We start from the raw sequence: 16,447 nt of genomic DNA on the forward strand, positions 1-16,447 counted from the left end.
CGGGAGCCCTGCCTGCCGAAGCGGTTACGGTTCGAGGATGTGCTGGATGCGTTCCAGGTTGCCCAGCAGCTGCGTGCGGCGGTCGTCGTGGCCCTCGCACAGGCGCACGAAGATGCCATCGAGCAGGTGCTGCATCGCCGACTGGTAGAGCAGCGGCTGGATGTAAGGCTGCTCGTCGTGCGCGGACACCACCAGCGCGAGGTCGGCCAGCGTGCGCAGCGGGTTGGCGGTGTGCCGGGTCAGCGTGACCAGCTGGCCGCGCCGCTCGCGGAACTGCCGGGCAATCTTGCCCAGCGCGGCGTGCTGGCCGAACTCGGAGATCACCACCAGCACGTCGCCGGCCTGCGCTGCCGCCACGTTGGAGGTCATCCGCACCATGTCGAAGCTGTGCACGCTGAGGATGCCCAGCGTGGCCAGGCGCAGCGCGAAGGCGCGCACCAGCACGTCGTCGTCGCCCATGCCGAGCAGGAACACGCGGCCGCTGCGGCCGGCGCGGTCGATCGCTTCGACCACCGCCTGGATCGTCTCCGGCGCATTGATCACCCGGGTCTCCTCCTCCGCCGCGCACTTGCGTCGCCACAGCCGGTCGGCCAGCCCCGAACTGGCGGCCTCCTGGGTCGGCGACACCGTGGCGGTCTCGCCCGGTGCGGCGCGGGCGATCGCCTCGCCGATCGAGTACTTGAGGTCGGGGTACCCCTTGAAACCCAGCTTCTGGGTGAACTTCACCACGCTGGACTGGCTGATCCCCAGCGCATTGGCCAGCTGCTGCGAGGAGTAGTCGCGCAGCAGCTGCGCGTTCTCGACGATGAAGTCGGCGATGCGGCGCTCCACCGCCGACATCTGGTCGCGCTCGGAACGGATCTTCACCAGTGGTGACATGCTCGCGCTCACGCTCTCACTCCGACACCGGCTCCAGGCCACGGATCTCGCGGATGCCCAGCCCCGGGGCATCGGTCACGGAAATCTCCGATTCGTTGAAGAGTACCCCGCCGTCGACCGGATTGAACGCGCACAGCGAAGGGCCGTCGAGGTCCACCTTGGTGATCACGTCGGCCTTGGCCACCGCCACGTGCACGGCGGCGGCGACGCTGATCGAGGTTTCCAGCATGCAGCCGATCATGCAGTCCACGCCGTGCATCGCCGCGATGTCGGCGATCTTCACCGCGTTGGAGATGCCACCGGTCTTCATCAGCTTGATGTTGATGATGTCCGCCGCGCGCAGGCGGATCAGCTCGATCACCTCCATCGGCCCGAACACGCTCTCGTCGGCCATCACCGGGGTGTGTACCCGCTCGGTGACGTAGCGCATGCCGGCCAGGTCGCGCGCCTTCACCGGCTGCTCGACCAGCTCCAGCTTGATGCCGGCATCCTCCAGCGTCTGCAGCGCGTACACCGCCTGCTTGGCGGTCCAGCCCTGGTTGGCGTCCAGCCTGAGCAGCGCGCGGCCCTCGACGGCGGCGTAGATCGCCTTGACCCGCTCGATGTCGACGCCGATGTCCTTGCCGACCTTGATCTTCAGCGACTCGAAACCGCGTTCCACCGCGGCGATCGAATCGGCCACCATCTTGTCGATGTAGTCCACGCTGATGGTGATGTCGGTGGTGATCACCGGATCGCCGCCGCCCAGCAGCTGGTACAGCGGCGCGTTGTAGAGCTGGCCCCACAGATCGTACAGGGCGATCTCCACCGCCGCCTTGGCCGAGGAGTTCTTCTCCATCGAGCCCTGGATCAATCCGGTGAGCCGGTTGAGGTCGGCCACCTCCTGGCCGATCAGCCGCGGCGAGATGTAGTGGCGGATCGCGTCGACGATCGAGCCGTGGGTGTCGCCGGTGATCACTGCCGTGGCCGGTGCCTCGCCATAGCCGACATGGCCGGTGTCGGTGCGCATCATCACCACGATGTCCTCGACCTGGCTCACCGTGCGCAGCGCCGTCTTGAACGGCGTTTTCAGCGGCACCCGCAGCATGCCGAACTGGATGTCTGTGATCTTCATGGGGGATCGTCGCTTCTTGTTCTTCGGGGTGGCCGTGCTCAGTGCCGGATGTGCACGATGCTGGTCATGTGGTCGATGAAGGTGGAGCCGTCCTTGCCGTACAGCATCGGCAGCAGCGGCGTCACCGACACCGCGTTGAGCTTGACGTGGCGGGTGCCGCCGTCGGGCAGCCGGTAGCTCATGCCCAGCACGTCGTGGATCACCCACGGCTGGCCCTGCCACTGGCCGATCACCAGCATCACGTGGCCGGGGATGTAGACCAGGTCGCCGACTTTCAGCGCCATGGCCGCCTCGAGCCGTGCGGCGTGGCTGTCCCTGTCGGTGAAGGTGCGATGGTCCAGCGCCGGACTGATCGCCTGCCGGCTGGTGTTGCGCGGCATCTGCACGCCCATCGAGCGGTAGACGTCGGAGACGAAGCCGGAGCAGTCGCGGCCGTCGTAGGCATGACCCCAGCCATAGCGCTCGCCGAGGAACTTGAACGCCTGGCGGATGATGTTCGCCTCGGTCAGCGGCAGGTAGTCGGCGCGGGTGTCGGTGGTGATCGGCAGCAGTGCCGGCACGAAGGCCAGCGAGCCGTCGTCGCGGCGGATCGGCAGTTCCAGCACGTGCGAGGTGTACGGGGTCTGGCCGTTGACCGGCTGGTCCGGCGCCAATCCGCTGGCCAGCGGCACGCGGTCGCCCATGTCCAGCTGCAGCTGCGACACCGCCGGCTGCTCGCGGGTGTAGACGGTGTGCACGGTGCCGCCGGTGACCACGCGGCCGGACCGCCGGTCGGCGTAGCCGAACACCTGATCGGCGCTGCCGATGGCGATGTTGTCGCGGTGGGTCCAGGCGGCATAGCGCGGGCTGACCACGAACAGCCAGCGGCCGTCGCGGCTGGTGTGCGCCACCACCACCGGCGTGCCCGGAAACTCGGCGGTCTCCTGGAAGCGGTCGATGTCGGTATTGCCCGGATGGCTGAATACGCGCAGGTCGGTCGGGAAGCTGCGCAGCGCGGCGCGCTTCACCACCAGGCCGTAGCGCGTCGGCGCGCTGGCCGGCACCGCGTCGCGATCGGCGTTGGCGACGATCGCCCGCAACGTGGCGGCCGCCACCGGCTTGCCGTCGACGTCGTACAGCGGGCGGGTCGGCGGCGTGGAGACGCTGTCCAGCCAGGCATCGACGCGGGCGCGGTCCAGCGTGGCCGGCAGCGCGCGCAGGTCGTGCATCGACGGGTCGTCGGCCAGCAGCTTCGCGTTCTGCGCGGCGATCTGCGCCGGCGTCAGCAGCACCGCATCCGGGTGTGGGCGCAGGCCGATCCAGAAATCGGGTGTGAGCTGCGCCGCTTCCACACCGAGCACGCCCGACGGCGGCACCGGCAGGGGTCGGTCGACCGTCGCCCGGCCGAAGGCGGGCCCGGCCAGCAGCAGGCCGAGGAGCAGGGCGCGAAGGGAGGAGATAGGCATGGTCGTGTTCCGTCGTCGAGAGCTCACGGCAGCGCCAGCGACGCCATCAGCGACGCCATCAGCAGACCGAAGCCGGTACCCAGGATGTAGCCCAGCAAGGCCAGCAGGATGCCCACCGGCACCAGCGCGCGCGAGTAGCTGGCCGCCAGTACCGGCGCGGCGGCGACGCCACCGATGTGCGCCAGCGAGGCGATGCCGCACAGGTACAGGTCGAAATGGAACAACCGCGCCAGCACCATCAGCACCAGCGCGTGCAGCACGATCACCGTGACGCCGCACAGCAGGTAAAGCGGTGCTTCGCCCAGGCCGTGGAAGTTGCTCTGCGAAGCCAGCACCGCCACCACGAAGATCAGCATCGCGCCGGAGATGCTGCCGGCGCCCGGAAACCGCGCCAGCGGCGTGTGCGCCACGACCAGGCCGGCGCCGGTGGCGAGCAGGATCGTCCAGGTGGTGGCGCTGACCATCGCCGACGCCGGCAGCATCCCGCCGAGCAGGCGCGCCAGCGCGGTCACCAGCAGCGCCACGCCCAGCCACAGCAGCACGTTCTCCGGCGTGGTCGGGCCGGTGGCGGCGACCTCGGCCACTTGCAGGTCGCCGCTGGAACGGGCGCGGGTCCAGCGATTGAACGCCGGCGCCAGCCGCGCCACCGAGAACAGCACCACCACCCACATCGAGTAGCAGATCGCATCGGTCAGCAGCGACATCGCCAGGTGCGGGTCGGACATGCCGATCGCCTGCTTTACACCGATCATGTTGGCGGTCCCGCCGACCCAGCTGCCCGACAGCGCGGCCAGCGGATGCCAGTCGTCGCCGCGCAACCAGTGGCGATAGATCATGAACGTGGCCAGGAAGGCCACGAACAGGCTGAGCGTGGTGCAGGCGAACACCGCCAGCACGCGCGGCCCGAGCCGGAAGATCGCGCGCAGGTCGCAGTTGATCATCAGCAGGAACAGCAGCGCCGGCACCAGATGGCCGACCAGCAGCGACTGCGCCGCCTTGATCGGCGCATTCACCTGCCACACCCCGGCGATCGCCAGCGTGGTGACCAGCAGATAGACCATCACGATCGGCGGCAGCACCTGGAAGATGCGCCAGCCGAAGCGGCGCTCCAGCGCCGGAAACATCCCCGCCACCACCAGCATCAGGCCGACGAACGGCCACACCGTCTGGATCACTCGCGCCCCCGTCCGGCACCTGGTCCGCGTGCCGTTTTGGAATATGTCATTCCTACAGAATTCAAAAGCAGCATAAATTATTGACGCTGTTTTGCAAGCGTGCTACACAACGGTTTCGCAAGTTCATGTCGGGGGAAGCACGCATGACGGGGAGCAGATTGCCGCATCACCGGTCGACCGGCACGGGAAACCGCCGCGCGGCCATGGCCGGCCGGGCCGGTCGCACCCGCCCGCTACTGCTCGCCACCCTGCTTGTGCTCGCGCTGCCCGCCGCCTCGCCGGCCGCCACCCCCGGTCAGGATTCCCTGCCCGCCATCATCGCCCAGATCGACGCCGGACATTTCCATGACGCGGATGCGGCGATCACCGCGGCACTGAAGCAGCCGGGCCTGTCCGCCGCACAGCGCGAGGCGCTGGCCTTCCAGCGCGAGCGCATGCGGCGCATCCGGCTCGATTTCCGTCTCGATGCCGACCAGGTCGAGGCGCGCGTGCGCAAGGAGATTCCCGACCTGAGCCAGGCCGAGTTCGACCGCTGGAACCGCGCCGGCCTGTTCGAGCACCTGGTCATCGACGGGCACACCTTCTACTTCAACCGCTCGCCGGGCAACCTGTTCCGGCTGAGCGCCGAGGCCCGTGCCCGCCGTGCCGACCCCAGGCCGTTCGACGACACGCCCAACGGCGTACTCAACGACCACCATCGCAGCGTGGTGCGCGACGCGCTGGCCAGCGGCCGCAGCGGCGTCGACCCGCTGCGGGTGGAAGTGACCCAGACGCTGACGGTCGACGCCGATGCGGTGCCCGCCGGCCAGACCCTGCGCGCCTGGATTCCCTACCCACAGGCGATCCCGGGGCAGCAGGAGGCGATCCGCCTGGTCGGCAGCGTGCCCTCCGGCGCGCACATCGCACCACCGTCCACCGCACAGCGCACCGCCTACCTGGAAAAGAAGGCGGTGGCCGGCCAGCCCACCGTGTTCTCGATCACCTACGACGTGACCGTGCTGGCGCAGTACCACCGCATCGATCCGGACAAGGTCAGCGCCGAAACCATCCCCCCCGCGCTGGCGCCCTACGTGGCCGAGCGGCCGCCGCACATCGTGTTCACCGACGACCTGCGCGCGTTCTCGCGCAAGGTGGTCGGCGACGAGAAGAACCCCTACCGCATCGCGCAGAAGCTGTTCGCCGCGGTCGACCGGATTCCCTGGGCCGGCGCGCGCGAGTACTCCACCATCAGCAACATCAGCGACTACACCCTGCACGCCGGCCACGGCGACTGCGGCGAGCAGACCCTGCTGCTGATGACCCTGCTGCGACTCAACGGCATCCCGAGCCGCTGGCAGTCCGGCTGGATGTTCTCCGACGGCCACTACGACGACATCCACGACTGGGGCCAGCTGTACCTGCCGCCCTACGGCTGGGTGCCGGTGGACGTGACCTTCGGCCAGCTCGAGCCCGGACCCGGCGACGACCCGGCGCTGCGCTGGTTCTACCTCGGCGGGCTCGACGCCTACCGCATCGCCTTCAACAGCGACTTCAGCCGGCCGTTCGTGCCGGCCAAGACCTTCCCGCGCTCGGAGACGGTCGACTCGCAGCGCGGCGAGATCGAGTGGAAGGGCGGGAATCTGTACTTCAACCAGTGGAATTACCACTTCGCCTGGAAGCGGCTGCCACTGCAGGGACGCTCCGACAACTAACCGGCCGCGACCACACGCGGCCCGACAAAGCGAGAGGGGAGATGGGGCAATGAGCAGCAGTCGGCATGTGCGCAAGACCGCATTGAGCATCGCGCTGGGCCTGGGCCTGGCGGTGGCGTTCCCGGCCGCCCACGCGGCCAACAACGACGGCTCGGTATCCGGCCACACCAAGGCCGGCGCGGTGGTCACCGTGACCAACCCGGAGACCGGCCTGACCCGCACGGTGACCGCCGACGCCAACGGCAACTACCGCTTCCCGTTCCTGCCGGTGGGCCAGTACACCGTCTCCGCCACGGCGGACGGCCAGCCGGTGGCGCCGAGCCGCAACGTCACCGTCGCACTGGGCACCACCACCTCGGTGGACATCGGCTCGGTGCGCGCGACCAACCTCTCGGCGATCAGCGTCACCAGTTCGGTGCTGCCGGTGATTGACGTCAGCTCCACCGAGTCGGCCACCATCGTCTCCCGCGCCGAGCTGAGCCGCCTGCCGGTGGACCAGAACGTCACCTCGGTCGCGCTGCTGGCGCCCGGCGTGGTGAAGGGCAACTCGAACTTCGGCGGCATCTCCTTCGGCGGATCATCGGTGGCCGAGAACGCGTTCTACGTGAACGGCCTCAACGTCACCGACTTCTACAACCGCAACGGCTTCTCCGAGGCACCGTTCGCCTTCTACGACCAGTTCCAGGTCAAGACCGGCGGCTATTCGGTGGAGTTCGGCCGCACCACCGGCGGCGTGGTCAACGCGGTGGCGCGCTCGGGCACCAATGAGTTCCATGCCGGCACCGAGATCACCATGGAACCGTCGAGCTGGCACTCCTCGGCCGACGACCACTACACCCCCGACGGCCGCCGCTACATCACCGCCAGTCGCGACACCGAATCGCTGATCAAGACCAACGTCTGGGCCTCTGGCCCGATCGTGAAGGACAAGCTGTTCTTCTTCGCCATGTACGAGGCGCGCGGCAACAGCCCCAGCAATACCAACAACGCCGGCACGGTGATGACCGACAACCAGGCCGACACCGGTTTCTGGGGTACCACCATCGACTGGAACGTCACCGACAACAACACGCTGTCGCTGATGGCCTTCTCCGACAAGAACCACAACGTCGGCGAGGTCTACGCCTACGACTTCGACACCGACACCCGCGGCAAGAAGACCAACCGCATCTTCACCGACACCGGTGGCCGCAACTGGGCGCTGACCTGGACCAGCTACCTCACCAACGACCTGTCGATGAAGCTGATGGTCGGCCGCAACGAGCGCGAGTCATTTACCCGCTCGCAGCTCGACCTGGCGTGCAACGTGGTGGCGGCCAGCAGCGCGCTGCTGGACATCACCGACCCGGGCGTGCCGCTGGGCTGCACCACCAGCTCCACCGTCTACAAGCGCAACGACGTGCGCAAGCAGGGGCGCGCGGACTTCGAATGGACGCTGGGCGACCACCTGTTGCGCTTCGGCTACGACCACGAGAACAACACGTCCGACTACGCCCGCCACTACGCCGGCCCGGGCGCCTACTACTACAACGTGTATGCCGCCACCGCCGGCGCCACGATTCCCAACGGCGCCACCCTTCCGGCTGGCTACGACGGCTACGTGCGCGCCCGCCGCTACGAGATCGCCGGCACCTTCACCACGGTGGACTCGGCCTACTACCTCGAGGACAACTGGCAGATCACGCCGAACCTGGTACTCAACGCCGGCCTGCGCAACGACAGCTTCGACAACCAGGACGCTGCGGGCCACAGCTACATCAAGATGGACAAGCAGATCGCCCCGCGCCTGGGCTTCTCCTGGGACATGAAGGGCGACGGCAGCACCAAGCTGTTCGGCAACCTGGGCCGCTACTACCTGCCCGTGGCCAACGTGATCAACATCAAGCAGGCCGGCGGCCTGCTCGACGAGCGCACCTACTACGCATTCGACGGCTGGGAGATCAAGACCCTCGACGGAACCCAGTACGCGGTACCCAAGCTGGGCCCGCAACTGGGCAACGTGGACACCTCGCAGGGTGACGGCACAGTCGGCGACCTGCGCTCGGAGGTCGACCGGAACATGGACCCGGTCTACCAGGACGAGGCGATCCTCGGCTTCCAGCAGATGTTGAATGCCCAGTGGTCGTGGGGCGTCAGCGGCACCTACCGCCGCCTGCACAACGCCATCGACGACATGGAGATCAGCGCCACCCCGCAGTGCGGTGGCGACGGCTACGTCGGCTGGGTGATGGCCAACCCGGGCAAGAACGTCACCGTCTGGGGCGACACCAATTGCGATGGCACCGCCGATGGCTACATCACCATCGACACCTCCAAGCAGGGCTGGGCGATGTACGACGCCGACGGCAACTACCTCGGCCAGCGCGGCTGGGTGAAGCCCAAGCGCACCTACGCGGCGCTGGAATTCCAGCTCAACCGCGCCTGGGACGAGAAATGGGCGCTCAACGCGTCCTACGTGATGTCGTGGAACCGTGGCAATGCCGAGGGTCCGGTGAACTCGGACACCAACTTCGACGACACCGGCCGCACCGAGAACTTCGACGATCCGTGGGTGAACCTCGGCGGCAACGGCTACCTGCCGAACGACCGCCGCCACCAGCTCAAGCTGCGCGGCACCTACGCGCTCACCCCACACTGGCAGGTCGGCGGCGACCTGGACGTGCATTCCGGCGGCCCGATCACCGGTTTCGGCGTCGGCAATCCGTATGACGCAACCAATTACCACAGCTACTTCATCTGCGTGCAGAACTGCGAGTCGCCAGTGTCGGAGGACCGCGTCTACGAGCGTTCGCCGCGCGGCAAGTACGGTCGCCTGCCGTGGACCTACACGCTGGGCGCCAGCCTGAGCTACCTGCGTCCGTTCAACGGCGGCAACCTGCGGGTGAAGCTGTCGGTCTACAACCTGCTCAACCAGCAACGCACGGTGCAGGTGGACCAGGACCTGCAGACCGACATCTCCAGCTCCACCAACCCCACCTTCCTGCGACCGCTCGGCTTCCAGAGCCCGCGCTTCACCCAGCTCACCGTCGCAGTGGACTTCTGAGGCACACCCTCCCCGCCCGGCCCGCACCGCGTGTGCGGGCCGCTTTTTTTTCAACCCTGCCCGCCGACGATGGACGCCCGCTTGCTGACGCACGACACGCACCGTTCCTCCACTCCCGACATCACCTCCCGGGCCGGATCCGTCCCCCTGTTCGACGGTGTCGACATGGTCGCCCTGGCCTCCCGCGTCGGCACGCCGACTTACGCCTATTCGGCCAACGCGATCCGTGCACGGATCGACGAGCTGCTGTCCGCGCTCACCGGCACGGATGCGCAGGTCTGCTACGCCGCGAAAGCCAACAGCAACGTGGCGATCCTGCAGCTGATGGCCGAACGCGGACTGGGCGCGGACATCGTGTCCGCCGGTGAACTGTGGCGCTGCCTGCAGGCAGGCATCCGGCCAGAGCGCATCGTGTTCTCCGGCGTCGGCAAGACGGCCGGCGAGATCGCCGAGGCGCTGGAGGCAGGCATCGGCCGCTTCAACCTGGAGTCGCGCGACGAGCTGGAGACGCTGCAGGCGGTCGCCGCATCGATGAACACCGTCGCCCGCGCCGCGGTACGCATCAACCCCGACGTGGATGCCCGCACCCACGCCAAGATTTCCACCGGACGCGCCGAAAACAAGTTCGGTGTGGGCTTGGACGAGGCGCGCGACTGGTTCGACCAGGCCGCGGGCTTCCCGAACGTGCGGCTGGACGGCCTGCACGCCCACATCGGTTCGCAGCTGCTGGAACTGGCCCCGATCCGCCAGGCGCTGCAGCGGGTCGCCGCCTTCTGGCACGAGCTGCGCGACAGCGGGCATGCGATCACCAGCATCGACGTCGGCGGCGGGCTCGGCGTGCGCTACCGCGAAGGGGAACGACCGATCGCCGCAGTCGACTACGTGGCGGCGATCCGCGAGGCGCTGGCCGGTTTCGACGGGCGGCTGATGCTGGAGCCGGGGCGCTGGCTGGTGGCCGAGGCCGGCGTGCTGCTGACCCGCGTGATCCGCATCAAGCCGGGCGCGAATCATCCGTTCCTGGTGCTGGATGCGGCGATGAACGACCTGCTGCGCCCCAGCCTGTACGAGGCCTGGCACGACATCGAGCCGGTAGGCGCGGAACCGCGCCCGCCCGCGACCTACGACGTGGTCGGCCCGGTGTGCGAAACCGGCGACACCTTCGCCCGCGCCCGCACGTTGCCGCGCTGCACCGCCGGCGACCTGCTGATGATCCGCACCGCCGGCGCCTACGGCGCATCCATGGCCTCCACCTACAACTCGCGCCCGCTGGCCGCCGAAGTGCTGCTGGACTCCGGACGCTACGCCGAGGTCCGGCGCCGCCAGAGCTGGCGCGAGATGACCGCCGGCGAGCAAGCTGCGCGACACTGGCTTACGACCTGACCCAGAGGGAACCCGAACCATGCTCCGACGCCTGGCCTGCCTCACCGCCCTCGCCTTCGCCGGCAACGTGCTGGCCGGCGCCGCGCCGGCCCAGGACGATCCGCCGATCACCCTGGACACCCACGTCGATATCCCGTTCACCTACATGCACGAGGATCGCTTCGACGTCGGCAGGGACACGCCGCTGCGGGTCGACCTGGGCAAGATGGAGCGCGGCGGCCTGAACGCGGCGTTCTTCATCGTCTGGGTGCCGCAGCATCGGCTCGATGCCGCCGGTTACGCCGAGGCGATGCGCCAGGCCGAGCAGAAGTACGACGCCATCGGCGACATGCTGATGAAGTACCCCGACCGCATCCGCCTGGCCACCACGCCGGCGCAGGTGATGGCCAACCACAAGGCCGGACTGCTGTCGGCGATGATCGGGATCGAGAACGCCTACTCGCTCGGCCACGACCTGCACCGGCTCGATGCCGCCTACGACCGCGGCGCGCGCTACGTCGGCCTGGTGCACGTGGGCGACAACGACCTTTGCACCAGCTCGCTGCCCGATACCGAACACGGCGAGAGCGCGATGAACGGCCCCGGCGACCACGGCATGACCGACTTCGGCCGCGCGGTGGTCAAGCGCGCCAACCGGCTCGGCATCATGGTCGACATCTCGCACGCGTCGGACCGCTGCGTGCGCGACGTGCTCGCCGTCTCCACCGCGCCGCTCATCGCCTCGCACTCCGGCGCCCGCGCCGTGCTCGACCACCCGCGCAATCTCCCCGACGACCTGCTGCGCGCCATCGCGGCGAAAGGCGGAGTGGTCCAGGCAGTGGCGTACAAGGAATTCCTGAAGAAAGACCCCGGCCGCGAGGCGGCGGAGAAGAAACTTCAGGCGCAGGTCGCCCGCGCAGCCGGCGACAAGGAATACGACTCGGACAAGCACGACTACCTGCCGGCCATGGCCGAAGGCATGGCCGAGATCGAGAAGACCTACCCGCTGCCCACGGTGGACGACTACGTGAAGCAGATCCGCCACATGGTGGAGGTCGCCGGCATCGACCATGTCGGCATCGCCTCGGACTTCGACGGCGGCGGCGGTATCACCGGCTGGGCCGACGCCAGCCAGACCCGCAACCTCACCGCCGCGCTGCGGCGCGCCGGCTTCAGCGAGCAGGACATCGCCAAGATCTGGGGCGGCAATCTGCTGCGGGTGTGGGGCGAGGTGGAACGTGATGCGGAGCGGTGAGGTGAAGCTCCATCAAGAGCGCCCCCTCACCGCAACCCTCTCCCCCCTCGGGGCGGGGGGAGAGGGAGTCAGAGCGCGCTCCGCCTGTGCTCCCTCTCCCCCTGCAATGCAGGGGGAGAGGGCCGGGGTGAGGGGGCGCTTTTGCCTTGCCCTGCTCCTCACTCTGGCCACATCCACCGCGACAGCCTCTTCTCGCCAGGAAACCTACGACCACATCCTCGACAGCGTGGTCGCCCGCTACCACCTCCCCGGCATCGCCGTCGGCGTGATCGACCACGGCAAGGTCGTCTACACCGCCACCCGCGGCGAGACGGTCGCCGGATCCGGCCAGAAGATCGACGCCCGCACGCTGTTCAAGATCGCCTCCAACAGCAAGGCGATGACCACCGCCCTGCTCGGCCGCCTGGTCGACCAGGGCAAGCTGCACTGGGACGACCCGGTGACGAAGTACCTGCCCGACTTCGCCATGCACGATCCGTGGGTGACGAAGAACATGCGCGTGGCCGATCTGCTCACCCACTCCAGCGGCCTGCCCGAAGGCGGCGGCGACCTGATGCTGTGGCCGGAGCCGAACGCCTACACGCGGCAGGACATCATCCACGGCCTGCGCTACATCGCGCCGGGCTACAGCTTTCGCTCCAAATACCAGTACGACAACCTGCTCTACGTGGTGGCCGGCGAAGTCGCCGCCGCGGCGGGCGGTGCGCCGTACGAGACGCTGATGCATCGCGAGGTGTTCCAGCCGCTCGGCCTCGGCCGCTGCCAGGTCGGCACGTGGAACCGCGACGCGGTGGGCGACGTGGCGCAGCCGCATCGCCAGGTCGACGGCCGCAACGAGCCGATCCGCGAGGATGGCGCGACGATCCCGGCGATCACCTCGGCACCGGCCGGCGGTATCCGCTGCGATCTCACCGACATGCTCACCTGGGCCAGGAGCTGGTTGGCGCCGACGCCGGCGCAGCTGGCCTGGCTGTCAGAAGAGCAGCGCCGCGTGCTGCAGTCGCCGCACATGCTGATCCCGGTGTCGAAGCAGCGCCGCGTGTGGGACCACAGCCACGTGATGGCCTACGGCTACGGCTGGCGCATGGCCGACGTCGACGGCCACTGGACCGTGTGGCACACCGGCACGCTGTCGGGCATGTACTCGGAGCTGATGCTGCTGCCGGACCAGCGCAGCGGCTTCGTGTTCCTGATCAACGGCGAGGCCGAGGACGCGCGCACCGTGCTGGGCGAACTGCTGCTCAAGCACTTCACCGCGCCGCACGACACGCGCGATGCCGCCTGGTACGCCGCTGCGCTGGACCGCGCCAACCAGGCCGACAGTCACCGCACCCCGGCGCCGGACACCTCGCACGCCGTGCCGGTGGTACCCGCGGACGCGACGGCATGGACCGGCCGTTACCGCGATCCCTGGCTGGGCGAGATGACGCTGTGCACTGCCGGCGATCGCGTGCGCTTCGCGGTGGAGAAGTCGCCCAAGCTCGCCGGCGAGATGCGTCGCCTCGACGGTCGCCTGCTGGTGCACTGGGACGACGCCACCGTCTACCCCGACGCCTGGCTCGACGTGCATCCCGGCACGCCGGTGACCCTGACGATGGCCAAGGTCGACGCGCTCGCCGATTTCAGCTCCGACTACGAGGACCTGCACTTCACGCGCAGCGGAGACTGCCCGTGAACCTTCGACATGCCCGCGTGATCGCGTGGGTTCTGCTGGCGATTGCCATCCCAGCCCCCGCCGACCAGCCCGTCACGCGCTCACCCGCCAGAACCGCTGCCGAAGCGCACCTGGTCGACGTCCGCAGCCTGGTGCCGGACATCCATGAGGACATCAAGTACGCCGGTCACGACAACTTCGTCGGCCGCCCGGTGGACGGTTACCTCGCGCCGAAATGCCTGCTGCTGAGACCCGTAGCCGAAGCGCTGGCGCGCGTCGAACACGACCTGCGCCGCGAGCACGCGCGTCTGCGTCTGTGGGACTGCTATCGCCCGGCCCGCGCGGTCGCCGACTTCGTGCGCTGGGCGCACGACCTGTCCGACCAGAAGACCAAGGCCGCGCACTATCCCAACCTGGACAAGTCGCAGCTGCTCGGCGACTACATCGCCCCGGTCTCCGGCCACAGCCGCGGCGCCACCACCGACCTGACCCTGGAGCAGTGCGACGCGCACGATCGCCATTGCAAACCGCTGGACATGGGTACCGGCTTCGACTGGTTCGGCCTGCGCGCCAACACCGACAACCAGCAAGTGACCGCCGCACAGCGCGCCAACCGCCAGCGCCTGCTGCACGCCATGGCGCGCGAAGGCTTCAAGAACTACCCGATGGAGTGGTGGCACTACACCTTCCAGCCCGAGCCCACGCCGCACACGATGTACGACGTGCCGATCCGGTGATGGATGCTGTTCACAAAGGCGCCGGGTCCCAGTGTTCGCTGGGACGACGAGCGGGAGGCTTGCCGATCACCCCGATCCCCGTCATGCCAGCGGCTCCGAACAGCCGAATGGCTGGTCAAGCTGGCATCCAGCGCCTTCCGCAGCGCCACGCACATGAGGTGAAACAAGCATGCGCCTCGCACTGATCCTGCTCGCCGCCCTCGCCCTCATCGCGCCCTGCCGCGCCGACGAGCTGCCGGCCTCCGTCGCAAAGCTCATGCAGCCCTACACCGGCGACGTCCCCGGCGCCTCGCTGCTGATCCTCAAGGACGGCAAGCCGGTGATCCGCCGCGGCTTCGGCTACGCCGATCTCGAGCACCACGTGCCCGCCACGCCGACCACCGACTACCGGCTCGCCTCGGTAAGCAAGCAGTTCACCGCCGCGGCGATCCTGCTGCTGGCCGAGGACCACAGGCTGTCGCTGGACGACTCCGTCCGCCACTGGCTGCCGACGCTGCCGCCGTTCGCCGACCGCATCACCCTGCGCCAGCTGCTCGACCACACCGGCGGCCTGCTCGATTACGAGGACCTGATCCCGGCCACGCAGACCGAACAGGTCAGCGACGCCGAGGTGCTGCGGCTGATCGCACGCACCGACCACGGCTACTTCCCGCCCGGCTCGGCCTACCGCTACAGCAACACCGGCTACGTGCTGCTCGGCCTGGTGATCGAGAAGGCGTCGGGCATGACCCTGCCGGCGTTCCTGAAAGCGCGCATCTTCGCGCCGCTGCACATGGACCACACCCTGCTCTACGAACACCAACGCGGCCCGGCCGTGCCGAACCGCGCCTACGGCTACAGCCTGGTCGACGGCCACTGGCAGCGCACCGACCAGAGCGTCACCTCGGCCACCCGCGGCGACGGCGGCATCTACGCGTCGATCGACGACCTCGCCAGGTGGGATGCCGCGCTGTACGACGACCGCCTGCTCAGCGCCGCTTCGCGCCAGCTCGCTTTCAGCCCGCACGTGAAGGTCACCGGCGAGCCGTACGAAGCGCAGTACGGTTTCGGCTGGCGCATCACCGGCGACACGCTGTGGCACTCCGGCGAGAGCATGGGCTTCCGCAACGTGATCGTGCGATGGCCGAAGCGGCACCTCACCGTGATCCTGCTGAGCAACCGCAACGACCCCGAGCCCTACCAGACCGTGCTGAAGATCGCCCGGCCCTGGCTGGTCGACTGACGCTGCGCTTCACGCACCTGATGCACACCCGAAGGAACGCTGCACCGATGTCCCGTCCGTCCCCGCCCCGCACGATCCGCCACCTCGGCCTGCTGGCCGCCATCGCCCTGCTCGCCGCCTGCGCGCACGCACCGCCGCGCAATCCGCTGGCGACCTGGGTGCCCTCGCCCAACCACGACATCCGCCGGCCGGTGCTGATCGTGGTGCACTTCACCGACGAGGACTCGGCGCAGCAGGCGCTGGAGACCCTGCGCACGCGCAACAGCGGCGGCCCGGTCAGCGCGCACTACCTGATCGGCAGGGACGGTCGCATCTACCAGCTGGTCAGCGACCAGCTGCGCGCCTGGCATGCCGGCGGCGGCCGCTGGGGCACCATCACCGACCTCAACTCCGCATCCATCGGCATCGAGCTGGACAACAACGGCCACGAGCCCTTCAGCCAGCCGCTGATCGACAGCCTGCTGCGCCTGCTCGGCGACCTCACCACGCGCTTGCACATCCCGCCCACGCAGATCATCGGCCACGAAGACCTGGCGCCCACGCGCAAGGACGACCCGGGCCCATACTTCCCGTGGAGCACGCTGGCCCAGGCCGGCTTCGGCCTGTGGCCGAAGGGGCCGCTGTGCGACCCGCCCGCCGGCTTCGACCCGTGGATGGCGCTGGCCGTGGTCGGCTACCCGCTGGATGACCGCCCGGGCGCGGTGCGCTCGTTCCACCACCACTTCCGCGCAATGCAGGGCGAGACGCTGGACGCGGAGGATGCGCGGATCCTCTACAACCTCGCGCAGCAGATCGACGGCGGCGGCAATGCCTGTGCCGCACCGGCGCTGCCGATCAGCACCGACGCCGCGACCGGACCCGCGCGCTGAGCCC

Annotated in this window: 12 protein-coding genes; 8 read left to right on the forward strand and 4 right to left on the reverse strand. The window is 68.7% G+C overall.

Annotated elements, in window-relative coordinates; translation table 11 throughout:
- Positions 1-24 precede the first annotated feature (24 nt).
- The 4 genes from C693_RS0114730 to C693_RS0114745 are packed head-to-tail and all read right to left on the reverse strand — an operon-like array spanning position 25 to position 4,613.
- Positions 25-879 carry a MurR/RpiR family transcriptional regulator gene (locus C693_RS0114730; RefSeq protein ID WP_017463039.1) on the reverse strand — a complete coding sequence of 285 codons (855 nt, stop codon included), beginning with the start codon at positions 877-879 and terminating at the stop codon, positions 25-27.
- Positions 880-895: 16 nt separating this feature from the next.
- Complete coding sequence (locus tag C693_RS0114735; RefSeq protein ID WP_017463040.1) at positions 896-1,993, reverse strand: dipeptide epimerase; 1,098 nt, start codon at positions 1,991-1,993, stop codon at positions 896-898.
- Positions 1,994-2,031: 38 nt separating this feature from the next.
- A complete protein-coding gene (locus tag C693_RS0114740) occupies positions 2,032-3,438 on the reverse strand; it encodes an SH3 domain-containing protein (RefSeq protein ID WP_017463041.1) in 1,407 nt (468 codons plus the stop codon).
- A 23-nt stretch (positions 3,439-3,461) separates the two neighbouring features.
- Positions 3,462-4,613: a DUF819 domain-containing protein gene (locus tag C693_RS0114745; RefSeq protein WP_017463042.1), complete on the reverse strand. Its 1,152-nt coding sequence runs from the start codon at positions 4,611-4,613 to the stop codon at positions 3,462-3,464.
- 203 nt (positions 4,614-4,816) lie between these two features.
- Here C693_RS0114745 and C693_RS0114750 point away from each other — a divergent pair, with 203 nt between their 5' ends.
- The 8 genes from C693_RS0114750 (at position 4,817) to C693_RS0114785 (ending at position 16,443) form a co-directional block, all read left to right on the forward strand.
- Positions 4,817-6,304, forward strand: a complete 1,488-nt coding sequence (locus C693_RS0114750) for a transglutaminase-like domain-containing protein (RefSeq protein ID WP_017463043.1) — start codon at positions 4,817-4,819, stop codon at positions 6,302-6,304.
- Between the two features lie 49 nt (positions 6,305-6,353).
- The gene (locus C693_RS0114755) at positions 6,354-9,347 is read left to right on the forward strand and encodes a TonB-dependent receptor (protein ID WP_017463044.1); all 2,994 of its coding nucleotides are present in this window, start codon (positions 6,354-6,356) and stop codon (positions 9,345-9,347) included.
- Between the two features lie 81 nt (positions 9,348-9,428).
- Positions 9,429-10,727, forward strand: coding sequence for a diaminopimelate decarboxylase (lysA, locus tag C693_RS0114760; protein ID WP_017463045.1), 1,299 nt, complete (start codon positions 9,429-9,431; stop codon positions 10,725-10,727).
- A 19-nt stretch (positions 10,728-10,746) separates the two neighbouring features.
- Entirely contained in the window at positions 10,747-11,961 is a 1,215-nt protein-coding gene (locus tag C693_RS0114765; protein ID WP_017463046.1) for a dipeptidase, read from the forward strand.
- A gap of 106 nt (positions 11,962-12,067) precedes the next feature.
- On the forward strand, positions 12,068-13,636 hold the full coding sequence (locus tag C693_RS24270; protein WP_430536808.1) for a serine hydrolase domain-containing protein: 1,569 nt from the start codon (positions 12,068-12,070) through the stop codon (positions 13,634-13,636).
- A 17-nt stretch (positions 13,637-13,653) separates the two neighbouring features.
- A complete protein-coding gene (locus C693_RS0114775) occupies positions 13,654-14,352 on the forward strand; it encodes a M15 family metallopeptidase (protein ID WP_430536809.1) in 699 nt (232 codons plus the stop codon).
- A 169-nt stretch (positions 14,353-14,521) separates the two neighbouring features.
- Positions 14,522-15,574 carry a serine hydrolase domain-containing protein gene (locus tag C693_RS0114780; protein WP_017463049.1) on the forward strand — a complete coding sequence of 351 codons (1,053 nt, stop codon included), beginning with the start codon at positions 14,522-14,524 and terminating at the stop codon, positions 15,572-15,574.
- A 47-nt stretch (positions 15,575-15,621) separates the two neighbouring features.
- A complete protein-coding gene (locus C693_RS0114785) occupies positions 15,622-16,443 on the forward strand; it encodes an N-acetylmuramoyl-L-alanine amidase (protein ID WP_017463050.1) in 822 nt (273 codons plus the stop codon).
- Positions 16,444-16,447: the final 4 nt, after the last annotated feature.

This window comes from Dyella ginsengisoli LA-4 (assembly GCF_000334915.1).
Taxonomy (GTDB): domain Bacteria; phylum Pseudomonadota; class Gammaproteobacteria; order Xanthomonadales; family Rhodanobacteraceae; genus Dyella_A; species Dyella_A ginsengisoli_A.

Bases quoted from the DNA above. Each gene is read 5' to 3' on its own strand.
- C693_RS0114765 (WP_017463046.1), top strand. From the start codon at position 10,747: ATGCTCCGACGCCTGGCCTGCCTCACCGCCCTCGCCTTCGCCGGCAAC.
- C693_RS0114755 (WP_017463044.1), top strand. From the start codon at position 6,354: ATGAGCAGCAGTCGGCATGTGCGCAAGACCGCATTGAGCATCGCGCTG.
- C693_RS0114785 (WP_017463050.1), top strand. From the start codon at position 15,622: ATGTCCCGTCCGTCCCCGCCCCGCACGATCCGCCACCTCGGCCTGCTG.
- C693_RS0114740 (WP_017463041.1), bottom strand. From the start codon at position 3,438: ATGCCTATCTCCTCCCTTCGCGCCCTGCTCCTCGGCCTGCTGCTGGCC.
- C693_RS0114730 (WP_017463039.1), bottom strand. From the start codon at position 879: ATGTCACCACTGGTGAAGATCCGTTCCGAGCGCGACCAGATGTCGGCG.
- C693_RS0114750 (WP_017463043.1), top strand. From the start codon at position 4,817: ATGGCCGGCCGGGCCGGTCGCACCCGCCCGCTACTGCTCGCCACCCTG.
- C693_RS0114735 (WP_017463040.1), bottom strand. From the start codon at position 1,993: ATGAAGATCACAGACATCCAGTTCGGCATGCTGCGGGTGCCGCTGAAA.
- C693_RS24270 (WP_430536808.1), top strand. From the start codon at position 12,068: ATGCAGGGGGAGAGGGCCGGGGTGAGGGGGCGCTTTTGCCTTGCCCTG.
- C693_RS0114780 (WP_017463049.1), top strand. From the start codon at position 14,522: ATGCGCCTCGCACTGATCCTGCTCGCCGCCCTCGCCCTCATCGCGCCC.